Origin of the sequence: Marinilabilia salmonicolor JCM 21150 (genome assembly GCF_000259075.1) — a bacterium.
In the GTDB taxonomy this organism is placed as follows: domain Bacteria; phylum Bacteroidota; class Bacteroidia; order Bacteroidales; family Marinilabiliaceae; genus Marinilabilia; species Marinilabilia salmonicolor.
The window spans coordinates 22691-41009 of sequence record NZ_AJKI01000063.1; the positions used below are offsets into that span (position 1 = coordinate 22691).

The window sequence follows — 18319 nt, forward strand, 5'->3', positions numbered from 1 at the left end:
TACCTGTCTTATGTATTAGCTCGGTTAGAAAAAGAAACCTTTAAGAAGCAAAAAAAGGGTGCCGCAAAGCACCCTTTTTATTTGACAGACAATGGTCTGTTATGATTACATCATGCCCGGCATGCCACCACCCATTCCCGGGTTAGGCATTGGAGCTGGTTCATCTTCTTTCTCTTCAACCAAAACGCACTCGGTAGTCAGGAACATTCCGGCAATAGAGGCAGCATTCTCAAGTGCCACACGGGTCACTTTCGCCGGATCAATCACTCCGGACTCAAAGAAGTCCTGATACTCGTCGATGCGGGCGTTATAGCCATATGCATCTTTACCCTCTTTTACTTTCTGGACAATCACAGCACCTTCTTTGCCTGCATTGGCAACGATCTGACGTAAAGGCTCCTCAATGGCACGCTTCACAATCTCCACACCTGTAGTCTGATCTTCATTCTCACCTTTCAGATCTTCCAGATCAGCAATGGCACGAATGTAAGCCACACCTCCACCTGGAACGATACCTTCCTCAACTGCGGCACGGGTTGCACTCAGAGCATCATCCACACGGTCTTTCTTCTCTTTCATCTCAACCTCTGATGCAGCACCTACGTAAAGTACAGCAACACCACCAGCTAACTTGGCCAGACGTTCCTGAAGCTTCTCTTTATCATAGTCGGAAGTGGTGTTGGCAATCTGAGCTTTGATCTGCTGAGCACGCTGGTCAATGGCATCTTTGTCACCCAGACCATTGACAACGGTTGTATTTTCCTTGTCGATGGTGACTTTCTCTGCCTGTCCAAGCATCTCTATGGTTGCATTTTCCAACTTCAAACCAGTTTCTTCGGAAATTACAGTACCGCCTGTCAACACAGCGATGTCCTGCAGCATTTCTTTACGACGATCACCAAAACCGGGCGCTTTAACAGCAGCTACTTTCAGAGATCCTCTCAAACGGTTTACAACCAATGTTGCGAGAGCTTCCCCGTCCACATCTTCAGAAATAATCAACAAAGGACGACCTGACTGAGCAGTCTGCTCCAACACAGGAAGCAAATCCTTCATAGTACTGATTTTCTTATCGTGAATAAGGATATATGGATTATCCAGTTCTGCCTGCATTTTCTCAGTATTGGTCACAAAATAGGGAGAGATGTAACCACGATCGAACTGCATACCTTCCACCACTTCAACGGTAGTTTCGATACCTTTTGCTTCCTCTACGGTAATTACCCCTTCATGGCCAACTTTCTCCATGGCTTCTGCAATCAGACGACCAATTTCCACGTCATTGTTGGCAGAAATACGGGCAACCTGCTCAATTTTGCTGTTATCTTCACCAACAACTTTAGCTTGTTTGCGGATATTTTCCACAACTTTGGCAACAGCTAAATCAATACCGCGCTTCAGCTCCATTGGGTTGGCACCTGCAGTAACGTTTTTCAGACCTACTCTTACAATAGACTGAGCCAAAACGGTAGCAGTAGTGGTACCATCACCTGCATCATCACCGGTTTTGGAAGCCACTTCTTTTACCATCTGGGCACCCAGGTTGGCATAAGGCTCAGAAAGTTCAATTTCTTTTGCTACAGTCACACCATCCTTGGTGATTTGCGGTGCACCGTATTTTTTGTCGATAACCACATTACGACCTTTAGGTCCCAAAGTCACTTTCACAGCGTTGGCCAGCTGATCGATACCCTTCTGAAGTCTTTCGCGGGCGTCAATATCAAATTTTATTTCTTTAGCCATATTCCTTATTTTTTTTAATGTTTTAATTTTTCTGAAAAATCGGTTATCCTTCCGAAATATTCAAATCGATAATTAAGCAATGTAAAGAATGTCGGATTGTGAGATGAGCAAATAATCCTCACCATCGATATTCAGTTCTGTTCCGGCATACTTACCATACAAAACCACATCACCGGGCTTAACTTCCATAGTCTCGTCTTTTTTATCGGCCCCGGTCAGCACTACTTCGCCTTTCAATGGCTTTTCTTTTGCTGAATCGGGAATGATAATTCCGCTTGAAGTTTTTTCTTCGGCTGCCTGTGGTTTCACCAAAACCTTACCGGCAAGAATTCTACCTTTCAATGTTGACATTTCTATTTTATTTAGACGTTAAACAAATTAATTATTCCGAAGCCTATTTATTCACAAATTATGCCAAATGGCGTAAAGGCGTATTCACATATAAAAACCAGACATTTTTGCACGCTATTCAAAAACCAGAAGTAATTCCTGTCATCCCAATTAACCATAAACAAGAACAAGACCGGACAAAGCACGCCATGGCAATCAACCGTTTAACAGTATTCCAGGCAAAAACTTTCAAAAAAATGCAAAAAAAAGAGTGTCAGCACCTGCTGACACTCTGTCATTTTTTCTTTGAACAACTTCTTACAAGCTATCGCCGGCAGCATCTTCACCACCTACACCAAAATCCGGCAATTCCTGAGAAGGAACATTCATATTTTGAATTTCTTCATCAATTGCAGCTCCCGATTGCATCTCTCCGCGTGGCAATACCATAACTGAAACAAAAGCGAGAACCAGCAGACCACTGGCCAAGGACCATGTAGCCTTTTCAAGGAAGTCGGCCGTTTTACGCACTCCCATTACCTGATTAGAGGCCGAAAAATTGGAGGCCAGACCACCACCTTTGGAATTCTGAACAAGTACAATCAATACCAACATTATACTCACCAGAATTACCAAAACTGAAACAAACTGATACATATCTTTCTTAATTACTGATTATTAATAAGATCTTCCATCTCTTTTATACGACGTGCAAAGTAAACACTTTTTTCGGGATATTTCAAGCGCAAACGTTCGAATATCTCCACTGCTTTCTGATATCTTTTTTGTTTGATATGAATATTGGCTAATGTTTCGGTCATCAGATCATCACTCTCTACACCACTCCGGGCTGAAAAGTCCTCATTGGAACTTTCTCCTGACTCCTTAGGGACGATGCGTTTTTGACTTCCCCCGCTATTCAGAAAGTTATCTATCAAATCCATTTTGTCCGGCTTCTTTTTCTCTGCCTGTTTATCCTCTTCATCGACCTGAGACGAGACAGAAGACTGATACTTCATTAATTCCAACCATTCGGAAAACGAATGCGGAGCAGAAAAATCAGGTTTATCCGGTGCAATCTCCGTTTCCAGAGAGTAAGCAGAAGAGACAACCTCTTTCTCATAATCAAGAAAATCACTCTTCGAGGCCGGCAGCGGTTCTGCCTGTGGTTCTTCCTGCGGTTCGGTTACGTTTTCATTATCCTCATGTCTTGACAGGGAGAAATCAACAAGATTTCCCGAAAGAGTAGTGAAGGAATCATCCACATCAAAATAATTCGCTTCGGCACCCACCACCTGATCCAGGTTTTTCCCTGAATCATCAGTCTCTTCATAATTGTCGGATAACGCCTGATCCTTCTCCGGATTATCTTCACTAACAACAGGAAAAACTGCAGGAGCATCCTTTTTCTCATTTTCTTCATCCCCGGACTCAGGCGCTGAGAGTGAAGAAAAAGCATCATTGATAAGGAAGAATAATTTTGAACGATCTGGAATAAATGCCGCCGAAAGCTTTAATTCATTATTGTACCGAATATGATCGAGCTGGTAAAGATTTTTAACCCATAGCATACGTCCGGCCTGAAAAAACGGATATGCGTCCAGGGCTTCCCGTAATGTCTCAAGGGATTTTTCGTCCAGTTTTTCAGGATGAGAAAGAAATTCAATTAAACGCATGCGGCTCATAGAGCAAAATTTTTACCAGTCGGCGAAAGCTTTATTAAAAATATTTTCAGTCAATTCTTCCACTATTTCTGCTACCAGTTCTCCCTCAATGGCAGTAATATTTTGCTCACTGGGGAAGTCACGATAGGCCGAAAACGAAGACTCCCAACTTTTCTCCGGGTCTTTAAAATTTTCATACCTGACATTAATCCTGACAGTCAGTCGGGTTTCAGTAGAAACGGCATCCGCTTGAATGGCCAATGGTTCTGTATCGTATCCGGTTATTTCTCCGGAAAAATCCACATCTCCCGTTCCATCCGCCAACGTAAGTCTTGATCCGTTGATGATGCGATCTTTCAATCCTTCAGTAAAAGTCTGACTGAGAACCGGATTTACATAAGCAGCACGATTTTCGAACAATTGCACCGAAGCAGTATTCACATTTTCCGGGATGGAAGCCCCGTCAAATGTTACCTGAATAGCACAGCCCTGCAAAACCGGCAAAAGCAGCAAAGAAAAAGCTGCCAACATCATATTTATTTTTCTCCAAATCATCATCCGTCAATATTATGTTCCTTAATTTTTCTGTAAAGCGTTCGTTCTGAAATTCCCAGTTCTTTAGCGGCGTTTTTTCTCCTTCCCCCATGCTTTTCCAGGGCTTTTTCAATCAGCTCCACCTCTTTTTCCTCCAAAGAAAGTGATTCTTCCACAAACTCTTCGGTGTCTTCAATATGATGTTCCTCATTAACCGGTGGTGCAGAAGCAGTCTTATTGTAAGGCACCATGGCTCCCTGATTTACCAACGGAGCTGCCCGTTGCAAATCTTCTCCCGATTCCTGATAAAGATTCTGAATAATTTCGGCATTCTCCCCTTTCAGACTCACATCATTCCCGTGTTGCATAATCTCAAGTACCAGCTTTTTCAGATCATTCATATCGCGCTTCATATCAAAAAGCACTTTATACAGGATCTCTCTTTCATTGGAAAAGTCAGCACCCTGCGAGTTTTCTTTTTTCCCCACAACAGCAGGCAAATTGCCTCCAGAATGGTAAGGAAGATACTTTTCCATATTCAGAGCTGTCAATACCCGCTCCTTCTCAATAATGGAAATCTGCTCGGTAATATTTTTCAATTGTCTGATGTTTCCGGGCCAGCGATAGCGCTCAAGCATCTCCCGCGCACCTTCATCCAGTTTCACAGCAGGCATCCGGTAACGGTCAGCAAAATCGGAAGCAAACTTGCGAAACAACAAATAAATATCCTCAACTCTGTCACGCAAAGGGGGAATTATTATGGGCACCGAGTTGAGCCTGTAGAACAAGTCTTCCCTGAATTCACCTTCCTGAATGGCTTTTTCCAGGTTTACATTGGTCGCAGCCACCACACGCACATTGGTTTTCAGAATCCGGGAAGAACCAACCCTCATAAACTCACCTGTTTCAAGGACACGCAACAACCGCACCTGTGTAGCCAGGGGCAACTCCCCTATTTCATCCAGGAAGATAGTTCCATCATTGGCCTCCTCAAAATATCCCTTCCGATCGGAATAAGCCCCCGTAAAAGCACCCTTTTCATGGCCAAAGAGCTCTGAGTCAATGGTTCCCTCCGGAATAGCACCACAGTTTACGGCCACATAAGCTCCATGCTTACGAATGCTGTGCTGATGAATGATTTGAGGAAAAGACTCCTTTCCCGTACCACTCTCCCCGGTAATTAGCACCGACAAATCAGTTGGTGCCACCTGAACGGCAACATCAATGGCTCTGTTAAGGGCTTCTGAATTACCTATAATTCCAAACCTTTGCTTGATTTGCTGTATATTGACCATATTTAACTGCTATTTTTTCAGTACCAACTGACAAAGTTACAATTCTTCAACTGTTTTTCAATTTGGAAACTCCCGAAAATAGAAATTCTCCAAACAAAATAGTAATTTTACCTGAATTCCGGCCTGTCAAATATTTTCTTATTGTCCGGTAAAACACATAAAACTGACACGAAATGAATAAAGACGATATTTTAGGAATTATTCCCGCCAGATATGCATCCACAAGATTCCCGGGAAAGCCCCTGGCCGACATCGGAGGAACATCTATGATTCAACGGGTTTATCACCAAACCTCACAGGTCCTGAGTCAGGTCGTGGTTGCAACCGACGACCAGCGAATCTTTGATGCAGTAAAAGCCTTTGGAGGGAAAGTAGTAATGACCTCGGAAAACCACCAAAGTGGAACAGACCGGTGCACCGAGGCACTCAACAACCTCGAGCAGGAGACCGGGAGAAGCTTTAAAGTGGTTGTAAATATCCAGGGGGATGAACCATTTATTCAGCCGGAACAAATTGAAAAACTTACCTCCTGTTTTCACAATGCCGATACTGAAATTGCAACCCTTGTTAAACCACTAAAAAACAACGAGGAACTTTTTGATCCCAACAAACCCAAGGTTGTTTTAAATAAAAATGCCCAGGCACTTTATTTCAGCCGCTCCCCAATTCCTTACTTCCGAAATGTCCCGGAAAAAGAGTGGCACAACAGACACAAATACCTCATTCACATTGGATTGTATGCCTACCGAACCGATGTACTAAGGGACATTACGATGCTGGAACAAGGAGCCCTCGAAAAAGCAGAATCTCTGGAACAATTAAGATGGCTCGAAAACGGATATGTAATATCCACACGTAAAACAGAATTCGAGAGCTGGTCGGTTGACACCCCGGAAGATATTGAAAAACTTAAAAAGAACGGTATTTTTTAGGTCATTCGATTCTACCCTTTGTCTGCAATTATAGTATATTGCAGAATAAAGCCGGAATTATGAAAAAAATACCCTTAATCGAAAAAGACGGATGGCTGGCTCCTCATCGTGGGGCCATTGAAGCCACTCTGACCGAATACAACGACATTCTGGATGAATTAACCGACTCTCACGACGGAATTATTCCCTTTTCTGGAAATCACCTCTTTTTTGGTTTGCACTCCTACAGTGAAGGATGGGTTTTTCGCGAATGGGCACCCAATGCAACGGCCATATACCTCATCGGCGACTTTTGCAACTGGAAACCCAGCAATACCTATCGTCTTCAACGCAGAGATCATGGGGTCTGGGAAATTTTCCTTCCGCACACCACCTTCAAACACGGTGATTATTTCAAACTCTTCGTGGAATGGGAATTCGGAGCCGGATTTCGTCTGCCTGCCTATGCCAGAAGAGTTGTACAGGATCCCGAAACACTCCTTTTCAGCGCACAGGTCTGGCAGCCCAAAGATCCCTTTTACTGGACCGACAAGGATTTTCATCCGGAAATCAAGCATCCGCTCATCTATGAAGCTCATGTGGGAATGGCGCAGGAGGATGAGAAAGTTGGAACCTACGACGAGTTTACGAAAAACGTCCTTCCCCGCATAAAGGAAGCCGGCTATAACGTCATTCAGCTGATGGCCGTTCAGGAACACCCCTATTATGGCAGCTTCGGATACCACGTTTCCAATTTCTTTGCCCCAAGCAGTCGTTTTGGCACTCCTGAAGAACTTCGAAACCTTGTCAACAAAGCCCATGAAATGGGAATGGCTATCATCATGGACATAGTGCATTCTCATGCGGTAAAAAATGAAGAAGAAGGGCTAAGCAGATTTGACGGGACGCTTGATCAGTATTTCTATCCGGGCGGACGTGGTTTTCATCCGGCCTGGGATTCACGGTGTTTCGATTATGGAAAAAGGGAAGTGATGTCCTTTTTACTGTCGAACTGCCGCTATTGGATTGAAGAGTTTCATTTTGACGGATTTCGGTTCGATGGAGTCACAAGTATGCTCTATACCCATCATGGTTTGGAAAAAGCATTCACCAACTACAACGACTATTTTGACGGGAGTCAGGACAGAAATGCACTGGTTTACCTGATGCTGGCCAATCATTTGATTCATCAGTTGAAGCCCCATGCAATTTCCATTGCGGAGGAAATGAGTGGATTTCCCGGTGTGGGTGCACCTCCTGAAGAAGGAGGTCTTGGATTTGACTTTCGTTTGTCAATGGGGGTTCCGGACTTCTGGATAAAACTTATCAAAGACCAACCGGATGAGAACTGGAATATGCACGCTCTTTTTCATGAACTATCGCAGCATCGCCCCGAAGAACGCACCATCTCATACGCCGAATCACACGATCAGGCCCTGGTCGGTGACAAGACCATTATTTTCCGCCTGGCCGATAAGGAAATGTACGACCATATGAGTAAGGAAACCCCTAACCTCATCATTGACCGGGCTATTTCGCTGCATAAGATCATCCGATTAATCACACTAACCACAGCAAACGGGGGCTACCTCAATTTCATGGGCAATGAATTCGGGCATCCGGAGTGGATTGACTTTCCCAGAGAAGGAAATAACTGGTCATACAAATACGCCAGGCGCCAATGGGGGCTTGCCGACAATAAAGAACTGAAATACGAATGGCTGGCCACCTTTGACAAAGAAATGGTCAACCTGATCGTTGGAGAAGAAGTGCTGAATCCATTGCCTGCATACCTCAACCTGGCCAATGAGAACGATAAAATACTGGTATTCAACCGAGGAGATTTCCTGATGGTCTTCAACTTTCATCCCTCTGCATCATTCCCTGATTACGGAATTCCGGTGGCACCGGGCAAATATAAAATTCTTCTGAATTCTGACAATCCTGAATTCGGCGGGTTTGACCGGATAGACCCAAATATTGTTTACTTTACGGAACCCGTTGGCGGAAACCCAAACAACGGGCATCAGTTAAAGCTATACATTCCCAACAGAACAGGCCTTATTTTGAAAAAAGTTCCGACTCCCAGTATCTATTAGCCTGTTTTATTGACTTCGTCGAACTTCGCTTCACAAAAAATTTATTCTGATGCCCAACTATCTGATAAATACAACAATTCATAAAAAAAGCAGGCTAAAGACAAAAGGGTGGTTTTCGACAGAACCGAGAACCACCCCCTGTTAATCAGAACCAGCGAACCAGTCCAAAATCCTGTTGATGAGGAAGGAACTCATTTCGCGGGAACATCCGAATTCCAAACTTAAACGATCCGGGAAGATTCAATTTATAGTTCATCTCATAATGAACAACCGCCCCTTCTTTACTGACCACGTTAAATGATTCTTTATGCAAAATAGGCGGAAACTCCTCATCTGCTGATTCAACAATCAACATTTCAAGTCCTACATCAACACCTTCAAGTTGTTTAAGATTGAGCTTAACATCTACTGTATAGATATCTCCAATCCCCAGTTCCTGACGAGCGATGTCCGGCATATTCACCTCCACCAGTTCAATTTCGTTCCATCCGGCAGCCACATGACGCTTCCATCCGGCAATGTCTTGAACCAAAGCATAATCGTTCAGGCATAACCTCTCCAGTCGTTCAAACATCGGATTGTAAAACCTGTTAAGATAATCATCAATCATACGACGGGTAGTAAACTGGGGAGCAATATGGGCAATGGAGTTCTTGATATACCGAACCCAACCGGCAGGGATATCGTTTTTATCCACATCATAAAACAGAGGCACAATTTCATTTTCCAGAATACTGTAAATGGTGGCAGCATCCAGATCGTCCTGAAAATCCTGATTTTCGAAAGAACGCTTTTCGGTAAGACTCCATCCGGCTTCTTCTTCAAAACCTTCGTACCACCAACCATCCAACACACTAAAGTTCAACACCCCGTTGAGTTCCGCTTTCTGACCGCTGGTTCCGGAGGCTTCCAATGGTCTGGTAGGAGTATTGAGCCATACATCTACTCCACTGACCAGCCTTTTGGCCAGTTCCATATCGTAGTTTTCCAAAAAGATGATCTTCCCGATAAACTCAGGTTGTTTGGATATCTCCACAATCTGTTTGATAAGCGCCTGTCCACCGCCATCGGCAGGGTGTGCTTTTCCGGCAAATATAAACTGAACGGGACGTTCAAAATCATTCACAATTTCAGACAATCTTTCCAGATCACGGAAAAGCAAGTGAGCCCTTTTATAAGTGGCAAAACGTCTGGCAAAACCAATCGTCAGCGCGTCTTCATCCAGGATATCGAGCACTTCAACAATATGACCGGGTGAATCGTGCCGCTTAGACATGCTACCTTCGAGCCGCTGCCTGATAAAATCCATCAGTTTCTTTCTCAGGGTGTGGCGGATACTCCATATCTCACTGTCCGGAACATCATAAATTCTCTTCCAGTAGTCTATGTTAGAAACATCAGAAAGAAAATCATCTCCAAAAACTTTTTTATAGTATTCCTGCCACTCTGAAACAGTCCAGGTGCCATAATGCACTCCATTGGTAACATGTCCCACATGCAACTCATCAGGGAAATAACCACTCCAGAGGGTTCGAAACATCTTCCGGGAGACATCTCCGTGCAAAGCACTCACCCCATTCATTTCCTGAGATGTTTTGGCAGCCAACACACTCATCGAGAACTTTTCATCACCCCCATGATGTTCACGCCCCATATCCATAAAGTCATCCCATGAAACATTCAGTTTCCCCGGAATATGCCGCAGATAAATACGAAACATATCCTCTTCAAACTTATCATGACCGGCAGGAACAGGCGTATGTGTAGTAAACAGGGACGAAGCTCTGACAATCTCCATTGCTTCGGCGAAGCTGTATTTCTGCTCCACCAGATCCACCAAACGCTCCACATTAATAAGTGCAGCATGTCCCTCATTGATGTGAAAAATATCCACATGGGCATTCAGGGCCTGAAGCAAACGAATTCCGCCCATACCCAGCAGTATTTCCTGTTTAAGCCTGTTCTCCCAATCGCCACCATACAACTGATGGGTAATCTGACGATCGCCAGGAGTATTGGTATCCACATCGGCATCCAAAAGGTACAACGGCACCCTGCCTATCTGAGCCTTCCATACTTTAGCATGAAGACTTCGACCGGGGAGTTCAATGGAGACAAACAGAGAATGTCCGTCCTCTCCTCTGACCTCTTCAAGAGGCAACTGAGAAAAATCCTGTGCTTCGTAACCGGCGGTTTGCTCACCGTTTATCGATAAAGTCTGTGTGAAATAACCAAAACGATACAACAGACCTACAGCAACCATTTTCACTCCGCGATCACTGGCTTCCTTCAGATAATCTCCGGCCAGGATCCCCAGTCCGCCGGAGTATATTTTCAGCACACTGTTCAGCCCATACTCCATACTAAAATAAGCAAGACGCGGATTTTGGGTAAAATCCTTATCCATATATTCCCTGAAACGGGCATATATGGCATCGAGTTTTTCCACAAATTCCTTATCAGACGCCAACTCTGTCAAACGGTTAAACGAAACCTTATCCAATAATTGCACCGGGTTTTTCCCCACTTCCTCCCATATTTGCGGATCGATGGCCTCAAACAACTCCATCAAAGAATAATTCCATGACCACCACAGATTGTGTGTTAACTCATGCAACACCTTAATTCTTTCGGGAAGACGGGACTTCACCACAAGCTTTTTCCATCCCGGAACAGGACTGGTTTCAGGCACATAGCGAACTCTGACATCCCGTTTAACAGCTCTAAACTTATCGCGACGATTATTGACCTCTTTCAAAGCAAAATCAAAAGCCTCATAGTAATTCTTAATCAACAAATCCCACTCCAGCAATTTGGACAATTCACGCGCTTTTCCCCTGTAATTATCGACATCTTCAGTTTTTTCTGAGGAAAAGTCCTGCACCACTCCGGCAATGCGATCAACTACCTCCTGATAGTTGCTGTCGGTCCGGGGAGCTACCTCAACGCCATCTGCAATTCCTTTGGAATGCCCTGATGCCCAAACACCAAAACCTGCAAGAGTTGTTGTAATGGTTGGCACCCCAAAGGCCACACTCTCCTGTGGTGTATATCCCCACGGTTCGTAATAAGAGGGAAAAACAGTGAGATCCATTCCCACCAGTAAATCATAATAGGAAACATTAAAAATTCCATCATCACCATTCAGGTAACTGGGCACAAAAATCAACTTCACCCGTTCCTGGCCTGTATTACTCAGATGAATATCCTGAATCTTATTAATAATCGGATCATAACCAATATCATTAAGCCCATGTGTAAGAAACGGATTGGGCAAAGGGGTGTGCCCATCTCCTTTCGACAACCTTGTCATCAAATCTTTACGAGGACCATAAGTATTGGCCGGAATCAATACAAAAGCAAGAATCTCACGGTCATTTGATTTATCTTCATTGAGTTTTTTCAGGACGTCCAGAAAAACATCTGCTCCCTTATTCCGATATTCATAACGGCCGCTATTGGCAATAAACAAGGCATTTTCCCGTACTTTTATCCCAAGCAATGCCTCGGCCACCTGAGTGAGCCGTTCCCTGGCTTTTTTACGTTTTGCCTCATACTCACCACCCACAGGAACAATGCCATTATTAAAGCCATTGGGTGTGACAACATCCACATCGCGTGACAGGAAGCGAGCGCATTCCCGGGCGGTTATTTCCGAAACAGTAGTAAAACAATCCACATTGCAGGCGGTGGTTTTTTCCATCGAATGTTTCGCAACCACATTTAGTTCTCCTGCTTTTGAATCGGCATCTATTTCATCAAGTTGCTCATAGATATTGGCACCATGACCAGCAAGAGACCGGCCAATTACAGTTGCATGAGTGGTAAAAATGGTTCCAACCTGAAGCAGATTGTCCCTTAAATAAAGAGCTCCGCTACCGGTCATCCACTCATTAAAATGAGCAACCACTTTCTCACTGTCAGGGATACGAAATTTATAGAAACTTTCAATAACCATTCCGGCCGCGTACCCAAAAAGCACCGGCTCCACATAATCCCATTGTCCGGAAAGGCTGTCAAGCTTAAAGCTCTCCCACATTCCGGCCAATATCTCATTCTTACGGATCACCAAAGGGCTGAAGTCAACCAACAGCACAACAGGTTGCCCCGGAATATTCCAACGCCCTGTTTTCACCCGCAAACCTTCACGACCCAGCACATCCTGCCATCCGGGGAACAATGCCGGATCGGGTAGAAATTCAGGGTTTTTGTGTTGTCCGCGCCAGACATCGGGTCCAATAAAAATTACATTATCCCGAAATTGTTCCACCAAAGTATTCGCCTTCGATGAAAGCACCGTGTGAATGCCACCGGTTTTATTACAAACTTCCCAACTTGTTTCAAAAACAAAGTCCGGCTTCAGAAAACTATCCATCATTCAAAATTTAATTTCAAAACTCATTTCTTACTTTTCATTTTTGCAGATCCCTTCTGAGATTTCTCTTTCGTTTTAGAAACAACCCCCTCCTTCTTTACAGTTCTCTTTGCGGCAGTGGTTCGTTTTCTACTTCTTAATTTTTGAACCTCCTCTTCCAGTTTCTTTATTTTCAGGTCACGCTCTTCAAGTATTCCCGACAAGTTGGCGATTTCTTTCTCTTCCGAACTAAAAGGAACGGCCGCATTGAGGCGAATGGCAAAATCGCTGAGTACATTCATATAATTGATAAAAGCCTCGTATGGAGTCTCGTAAGGATTAAAATAAGCATGCACATCCCCGTCGGAAAAAAACTTTGTACACATGTAATAAAAATGGTCGCTACACTGCAAATAATTCCAGTCCTTCAACAGTTTGGAGTCGGCACATCGGTTCATTTTAGGAAGCTGAGCATACAATTTATCAAAAGCTTCCTGCTGCATCTCATTTCCAAGCCAGGCAGTCAGATCCCTCTCCTCGTCAGCCCATGAAACGGGATTAGGAACATTCACCGGCGCAACCACCTGCAATCGTGATGCGACCTCGGAAGGCGTCCCAAACTTCAATGATTTATGTTTAAGGATTTCTTTAGGCAGATATTCCAGAAATTCAAATATTCCTGATTCCTTCTTTTGATGTTCTCCAAAGGTTTCGTAGTCCATAAAAAGATTCACCACCTCTTCTTTCTTATCAAGATCGTTCAGCCATCGGGCAAATTTTGTACTTGTAAGCGGCCATTCGTGCCAGCCTTTGTCACCAAACCGAAAAGCAATATCGTCACTCAGCTTATAATTTTTGAGGAGAACTTTAAGCCGTGGATTAATGGCGTTGCAGTAAAGGAAGTTGGGACTTTTCCATCCCAGAATATGTTTGGCCCCCTCTGTAAGCATTGCTTTGAACCCCATACGCGCCACCATATCCCCGATATGATCAGAGTAAATAAGTTCGGTATTCCGGAATACCAGCGGTTTTTGACCAAAAAATTCTTCGACCATATCGCTGTGCATAGCAACCTGTTGCCTGAAGGCATCCTCATCCTTAAGAGCCACCAGGGAATGAGCATAGGTTTCAGCCAGAAACTCCACCTGACCGGTTGCTGCAAGTGCCCTGAAACTATCAAGCACTTCGGGTGCATAAAGTTTAAATTGCTCCATGGCCACACCTGTTATGCTTAAGGCCACTTTAAATGTCCCTTTATGCTGGGTTATGAGTTTAAGCAAAAGCTTATTGGCCGGCAAATAACAATTTGCGGCAATCTTATTTAAAATAGACTCATTGGTATAATCATCAAAATAATAATGGTCATTCCCAATATCGAAAAACCGATATCTCCGGAATCTGAAAGGCTGATGAACCTGAAAGTATAAACAAACTGTCTTCATATTTCTATAATTTTCTTTTGGTATCAGAAAGAATTTTGAAGTTGCAACTACAACAGAAAAAATTTTGGGAAAGTCAAACAATGACAACTCCGGTTAATGAAACCCCTTCAACACAGTGTCGTAAACCACTTTAACATCAAGTGCTGATTTCTCCCATTTGAGAGAATCCACCTCTTTCTTCCCGTATTTCACAAACATCTCGGAAAGGGCAGGATAATGCAATACACCGTAAATGGCATCCGCCATTGCATCCACATCCCAGAAATTGGTTTTTATGGCATAGGTCAGGATCTCGGCCACCCCAGATTGATGTGATATAAGCACCGGAACATTGCTTTGCATCGCTTCGAGCGGAGAAATACCAAAAGGTTCGGAAACCGAAGGCATCACATAAAGATCACTCATGGCAAGCATGCTAAACACCTCTTCTCCACGCAGGAACCCTGTAAAATGAAACTTATCCATAATCTTAAGTTGTGCTGCACGACGCACCATGTTGTGCATCATATCTCCACTCCCGGCCATCACGAATCTCACATTGCGGTTTTTTTGAAGCACTCTGTGGGCTGCTTCCACAAAATACTCCGGGCCCTTTTGCATGGTAATGCGCCCCAGAAAAGTCACCACCTTTTCATTGGTTCCTTTCTGAAAAGCAGGTTTATCTTTCTTCTCCAGAGGTTCAACAGCATTGTAAACCGTCACCACTTTTTCGGCATCAATGCCATATTTCTCTATAATCGTGCGGCGTGTAAGGTTACTTACGGCAATTATTTTATCGGCAGCTTCCATTCCCCGTTTCTCAATATCAAACACCACCGGATTTACACTTCCACCACTTCGGTCAAAATCAGTTGCATGCACATGAATCACCAGCGGCTTACCGGTTGCCTCTTTAGCTGCAATACCGGCAGGGTAAGTAAGCCAGTCATGTGCATGAATCAGGTCAAAAGAATAATCCTGGGCAATAACATTAGCAACCAGGGCATAGTCATGTATTTCCTGCAAAAGATTCGCACCATAAGTTCCGGTAAAAGGAATCTGACCGGCATCATCAGTCTGAACAAATTCAAAAGCCCCTTTTTCCTTCTTTGATTTCTGAATCCGGAAATATTCATCAGGGTCGGTATAAGGCATCATGCGTGAGCCAACTTCAATGTAATCCAGTTTGCGGCTAAAGTGTTTCAGATTCAGCTTACGATGTCTCACAGGAACCTGGTTGGCTCCAATTAAGCTGATTCCCTGTTGCTCCTCATCGCCAAAAGCTTTAGGAACCACAAACAAAACCTGCAAATCGGAAATATAGGAAAGACCTCGGGTAAGCCCGAAGCAGGCAGTACCCAAACCTCCGGAAATATGTGGGGGAAATTCCCATCCAAACATTAATACCCTCATAGGTTACTATATTTTTCAATTAGATTAATAATACTTAGGACTCCCCCAACATTCCAGGCCATAGAAACAGCTCCTTTGCCAACATGGGGCGGGTTTCCGTTAAAACACTCCGAAATGGTTCCCACACAATGATTTCCCATCTCTTCCTCAAAACCTTCCAGCATTCTTTTCACAAATGAAAGGCCGCCCTGTTTATGAATATCGAGATATGCTTCAGCAAAAAATGCTGCAAGCCATGGATAGACTGTTCCCTGATGTTGAGCCAGATCACGTTGTGGGGCATCCCCCTCATACACTCCTTTATACCGGGGATCCTGGGGTGACAAGGTTCGAAGACCACGTGGTGTTAAAAGCTCTTTCTTGACCACATCCACAATGGCCTTACGCTGTTCCACACTGAGTGGAGAATAAGGCATTGCAGCAGCAATCAGCTGATTGGGACGAATAGCAGTATCCCGATGATCCCCATCCACATAATCGTACAAAAATTCATCCTCAGGATTCCAGAAAACATCAACGAAAGCGACCTTAACGTTCTCCGCCAGCTGTGCATAAGGGGCTCCCTCTTCAGGTTCGTTCGCCTCTTCAGCCAGAAAAGCATAAAAAGAAAGAGCATTGTACCATAAAGCATTCAGCTCAACGGTTAAGCCCGGTCTCCAGGTAACAGGTTTTCCATCCATCACTGCTTCCATCCACGTCAGAGGCACCCCTTCTTTTCGTGCATATAAAAGACCATTGCCCTCCATTCGCATAGATTCACCATCCAGCGCCTGATAATGATCAAGCACAGCCTTCATTATATCTTTATATTTTGCCCAAACCTGTGGCGGACTACAATTGGTTCTGCATTGACGAACCGTCCAGAAGAACCATAATGGCACATCGATATCGCGACTGAGAAGGCTCTTATTTCTGGACAGATACTTTTCAGAAATCTCTCCCGAAATATATTGCAGAATACTCTTATAAACCTCTTTATCTTCCTGGTAGTAAGACAAGCCGGGCAATGCCAGCAAGGTATCCCGATGTCTTTCCTTGTACCAGTGATAACCTGCCATCAGACGAACATCCTTACCGCGTGAGAATAAAAACTGCTGACCCGAATTCAACAGATTATTAATCATACTATCCCTGGGAATACGTTTCTTTTTCTCCCGGGTGAACTTTCCTTTCAGACCATTTGGCTTCGACTCAACCGTACCTGCAGACATCACGATGCTTTCCCCTTTCCTGATCTCTGCCTCAAAATAACCGGGAACAAACAAATCTTCCGTAAACGGATAACCACGTTGTTGCTCTTTGATGTATTCCACCCCCAGGTACCAATCGGGGACAGGAATAAATTCAATTTGCTTGCTCGATTGCAAATACAAGGATGGCAATCCCTCATACATTTTTACTGAGATTCCATGATCAACCTCCTGATAGCGGGTATTCGCATCCATATTCCGGAAGGTAAGTTCGTTGACACTCCTAAACGCCAAAAAAGGTTTAAAGCGAACTCTGGTCGGGGAATGGGCATCTTCAAGAGTGACCTTATACAGAAGTTGTTCCTCATTTTCCACCAATAACATCTCTGTGGACAAAATCACTCCACCCACCCGATAATATCGTTTGGGAATATCATCAATCTCAAAAAGGGTTAGATACTTATGCCCCTTGGGTTCATAATGACTGCCCTGATATTTATGAATTCCCAGATTAAACACCTGTCCGTGCTGTTCCACAGACACATCAAGAGAGGAGAGCAATACAAAGTGATTACCCCCCAACTGCTCAAGCGGGCAAACAAGTAAGCCATGATACTTACGGGTGTTGCAACCGATAATGGTAGTACTGCAATAAGATCCGGCCCGGTTTGTTCTGAGTATTTCCCGATATAAAGAATACTCCAGATTTACCAGACGATCTTTCTCCAGTTGAAAATATGTCATAAATTTAATTTTAGCCTGATTTGTTCATAAATTGTCGTGGTGAGATGATCCGATATCAGGAATTACAGACAACCACAGATAAAATTGAACCATGAAATAATTAATGATTCTCAAATCAACTTTATTGAGGAGGTCTATATCTCAACGATAGATGAGCATCGTAATAGATTATTCATAAATAAATCAGGTCAGGTTAGCTTGTAAAAAAGCGGGTAAAAACCTTCATCAAGTTAGGTAGAAAGCCATCAAAAATCAATCGATTATTTTATGCTCTGAACCCCACCGCTTGAAAAATCATTAAAAAAACAAAAAATGAAACCCCGGATTAAAATTTCCGATGAACACACTTTCCCCAGGAATCAGAATACAAAATCTATTTTCCGATCATTTCGACTAAAAACCTGGTTTCCCAAACCGATATTCTGTAATTCCAGGAAGCGTTAATGCAAACTCAACGCTAAAATGCACCCCCTTCGCTGAGAAGAAATAAAATTTTATATTGTCAAAACAACATCAACGGCAGGAAGAATTGCATTTTGGATGTATTAAAGATAAGATCTTTTATATACTTTTGGAAACGTTTTTTAAACTTTTTTAACCCGGATACTGTAAGAATATCCA

Annotated in this window: 12 protein-coding genes; 2 read left to right on the forward strand and 10 right to left on the reverse strand. The window is 43.7% G+C overall.

Annotated elements, in window-relative coordinates:
• Positions 1-105: 105 nt before the first annotated feature.
• From groL to W7W_RS0120615, 6 genes are all read right to left on the reverse strand, one after another.
• Positions 106-1743, reverse strand: a complete 1638-nt coding sequence (gene groL, locus W7W_RS0120590; protein WP_010665501.1) for a chaperonin GroEL — start codon at positions 1741-1743, stop codon at positions 106-108.
• Positions 1744-1815: 72 nt separating this feature from the next.
• The gene (locus W7W_RS0120595; protein ID WP_010665502.1) at positions 1816-2094 is read right to left on the reverse strand and encodes a co-chaperone GroES; all 279 of its coding nucleotides are present in this window, start codon (positions 2092-2094) and stop codon (positions 1816-1818) included.
• Positions 2095-2391: 297 nt separating this feature from the next.
• The gene (gene secG, locus W7W_RS0120600; RefSeq protein WP_010665503.1) at positions 2392-2730 is read right to left on the reverse strand and encodes a preprotein translocase subunit SecG; all 339 of its coding nucleotides are present in this window, start codon (positions 2728-2730) and stop codon (positions 2392-2394) included.
• Between the two features lie 11 nt (positions 2731-2741).
• Positions 2742-3758, reverse strand: coding sequence for a tetratricopeptide repeat protein (locus W7W_RS0120605; RefSeq protein WP_010665504.1), 1017 nt, complete (start codon positions 3756-3758; stop codon positions 2742-2744).
• Between the two features lie 12 nt (positions 3759-3770).
• Positions 3771-4295, reverse strand: a complete 525-nt coding sequence (locus tag W7W_RS0120610) for an LptE family protein (protein WP_010665505.1) — start codon at positions 4293-4295, stop codon at positions 3771-3773.
• Positions 4292-5566 (reverse strand): sigma-54 interaction domain-containing protein, encoded by a 1275-nt coding sequence (locus W7W_RS0120615; protein ID WP_010665506.1) that lies wholly within the window; start codon positions 5564-5566, stop codon positions 4292-4294. The genes W7W_RS0120610 and W7W_RS0120615 overlap by 4 nt, the downstream gene beginning before the upstream one ends.
• A 173-nt stretch (positions 5567-5739) precedes the next feature.
• Between W7W_RS0120615 and kdsB the strand changes: the two genes are divergently transcribed.
• Positions 5740-6498, forward strand: a complete 759-nt coding sequence (kdsB, locus tag W7W_RS0120620) for a 3-deoxy-manno-octulosonate cytidylyltransferase (protein ID WP_010665507.1) — start codon at positions 5740-5742, stop codon at positions 6496-6498.
• 59 nt (positions 6499-6557) lie between these two features.
• Positions 6558-8576, forward strand: coding sequence for an alpha amylase C-terminal domain-containing protein (locus W7W_RS0120625; protein WP_010665508.1), 2019 nt, complete (start codon positions 6558-6560; stop codon positions 8574-8576).
• 145 nt (positions 8577-8721) lie between these two features.
• Here W7W_RS0120625 and glgP read toward each other — a convergent pair whose 3' ends face one another.
• The 4 genes from glgP to W7W_RS0120645 all read right to left on the reverse strand — a co-directional run bounded on the left by glgP (position 8722) and on the right by W7W_RS0120645 (position 17698).
• Positions 8722-12954, reverse strand: coding sequence for an alpha-glucan family phosphorylase (gene glgP, locus W7W_RS0120630; protein WP_010665509.1), 4233 nt, complete (start codon positions 12952-12954; stop codon positions 8722-8724).
• A gap of 20 nt (positions 12955-12974) precedes the next feature.
• Complete coding sequence (locus tag W7W_RS0120635) at positions 12975-14372, reverse strand: glycoside hydrolase family 57 protein (RefSeq protein WP_010665510.1); 1398 nt, start codon at positions 14370-14372, stop codon at positions 12975-12977.
• 93 nt (positions 14373-14465) lie between these two features.
• Complete coding sequence (locus W7W_RS0120640) at positions 14466-15764, reverse strand: glycosyltransferase (RefSeq protein ID WP_010665511.1); 1299 nt, start codon at positions 15762-15764, stop codon at positions 14466-14468.
• Positions 15761-17698, reverse strand: coding sequence for an amylo-alpha-1,6-glucosidase (locus W7W_RS0120645; protein ID WP_010665512.1), 1938 nt, complete (start codon positions 17696-17698; stop codon positions 15761-15763). Before W7W_RS0120645 ends, W7W_RS0120640 begins: the two co-directional genes overlap by 4 nt.
• Between the last annotated feature and the right edge of the window lie 621 nt (positions 17699-18319).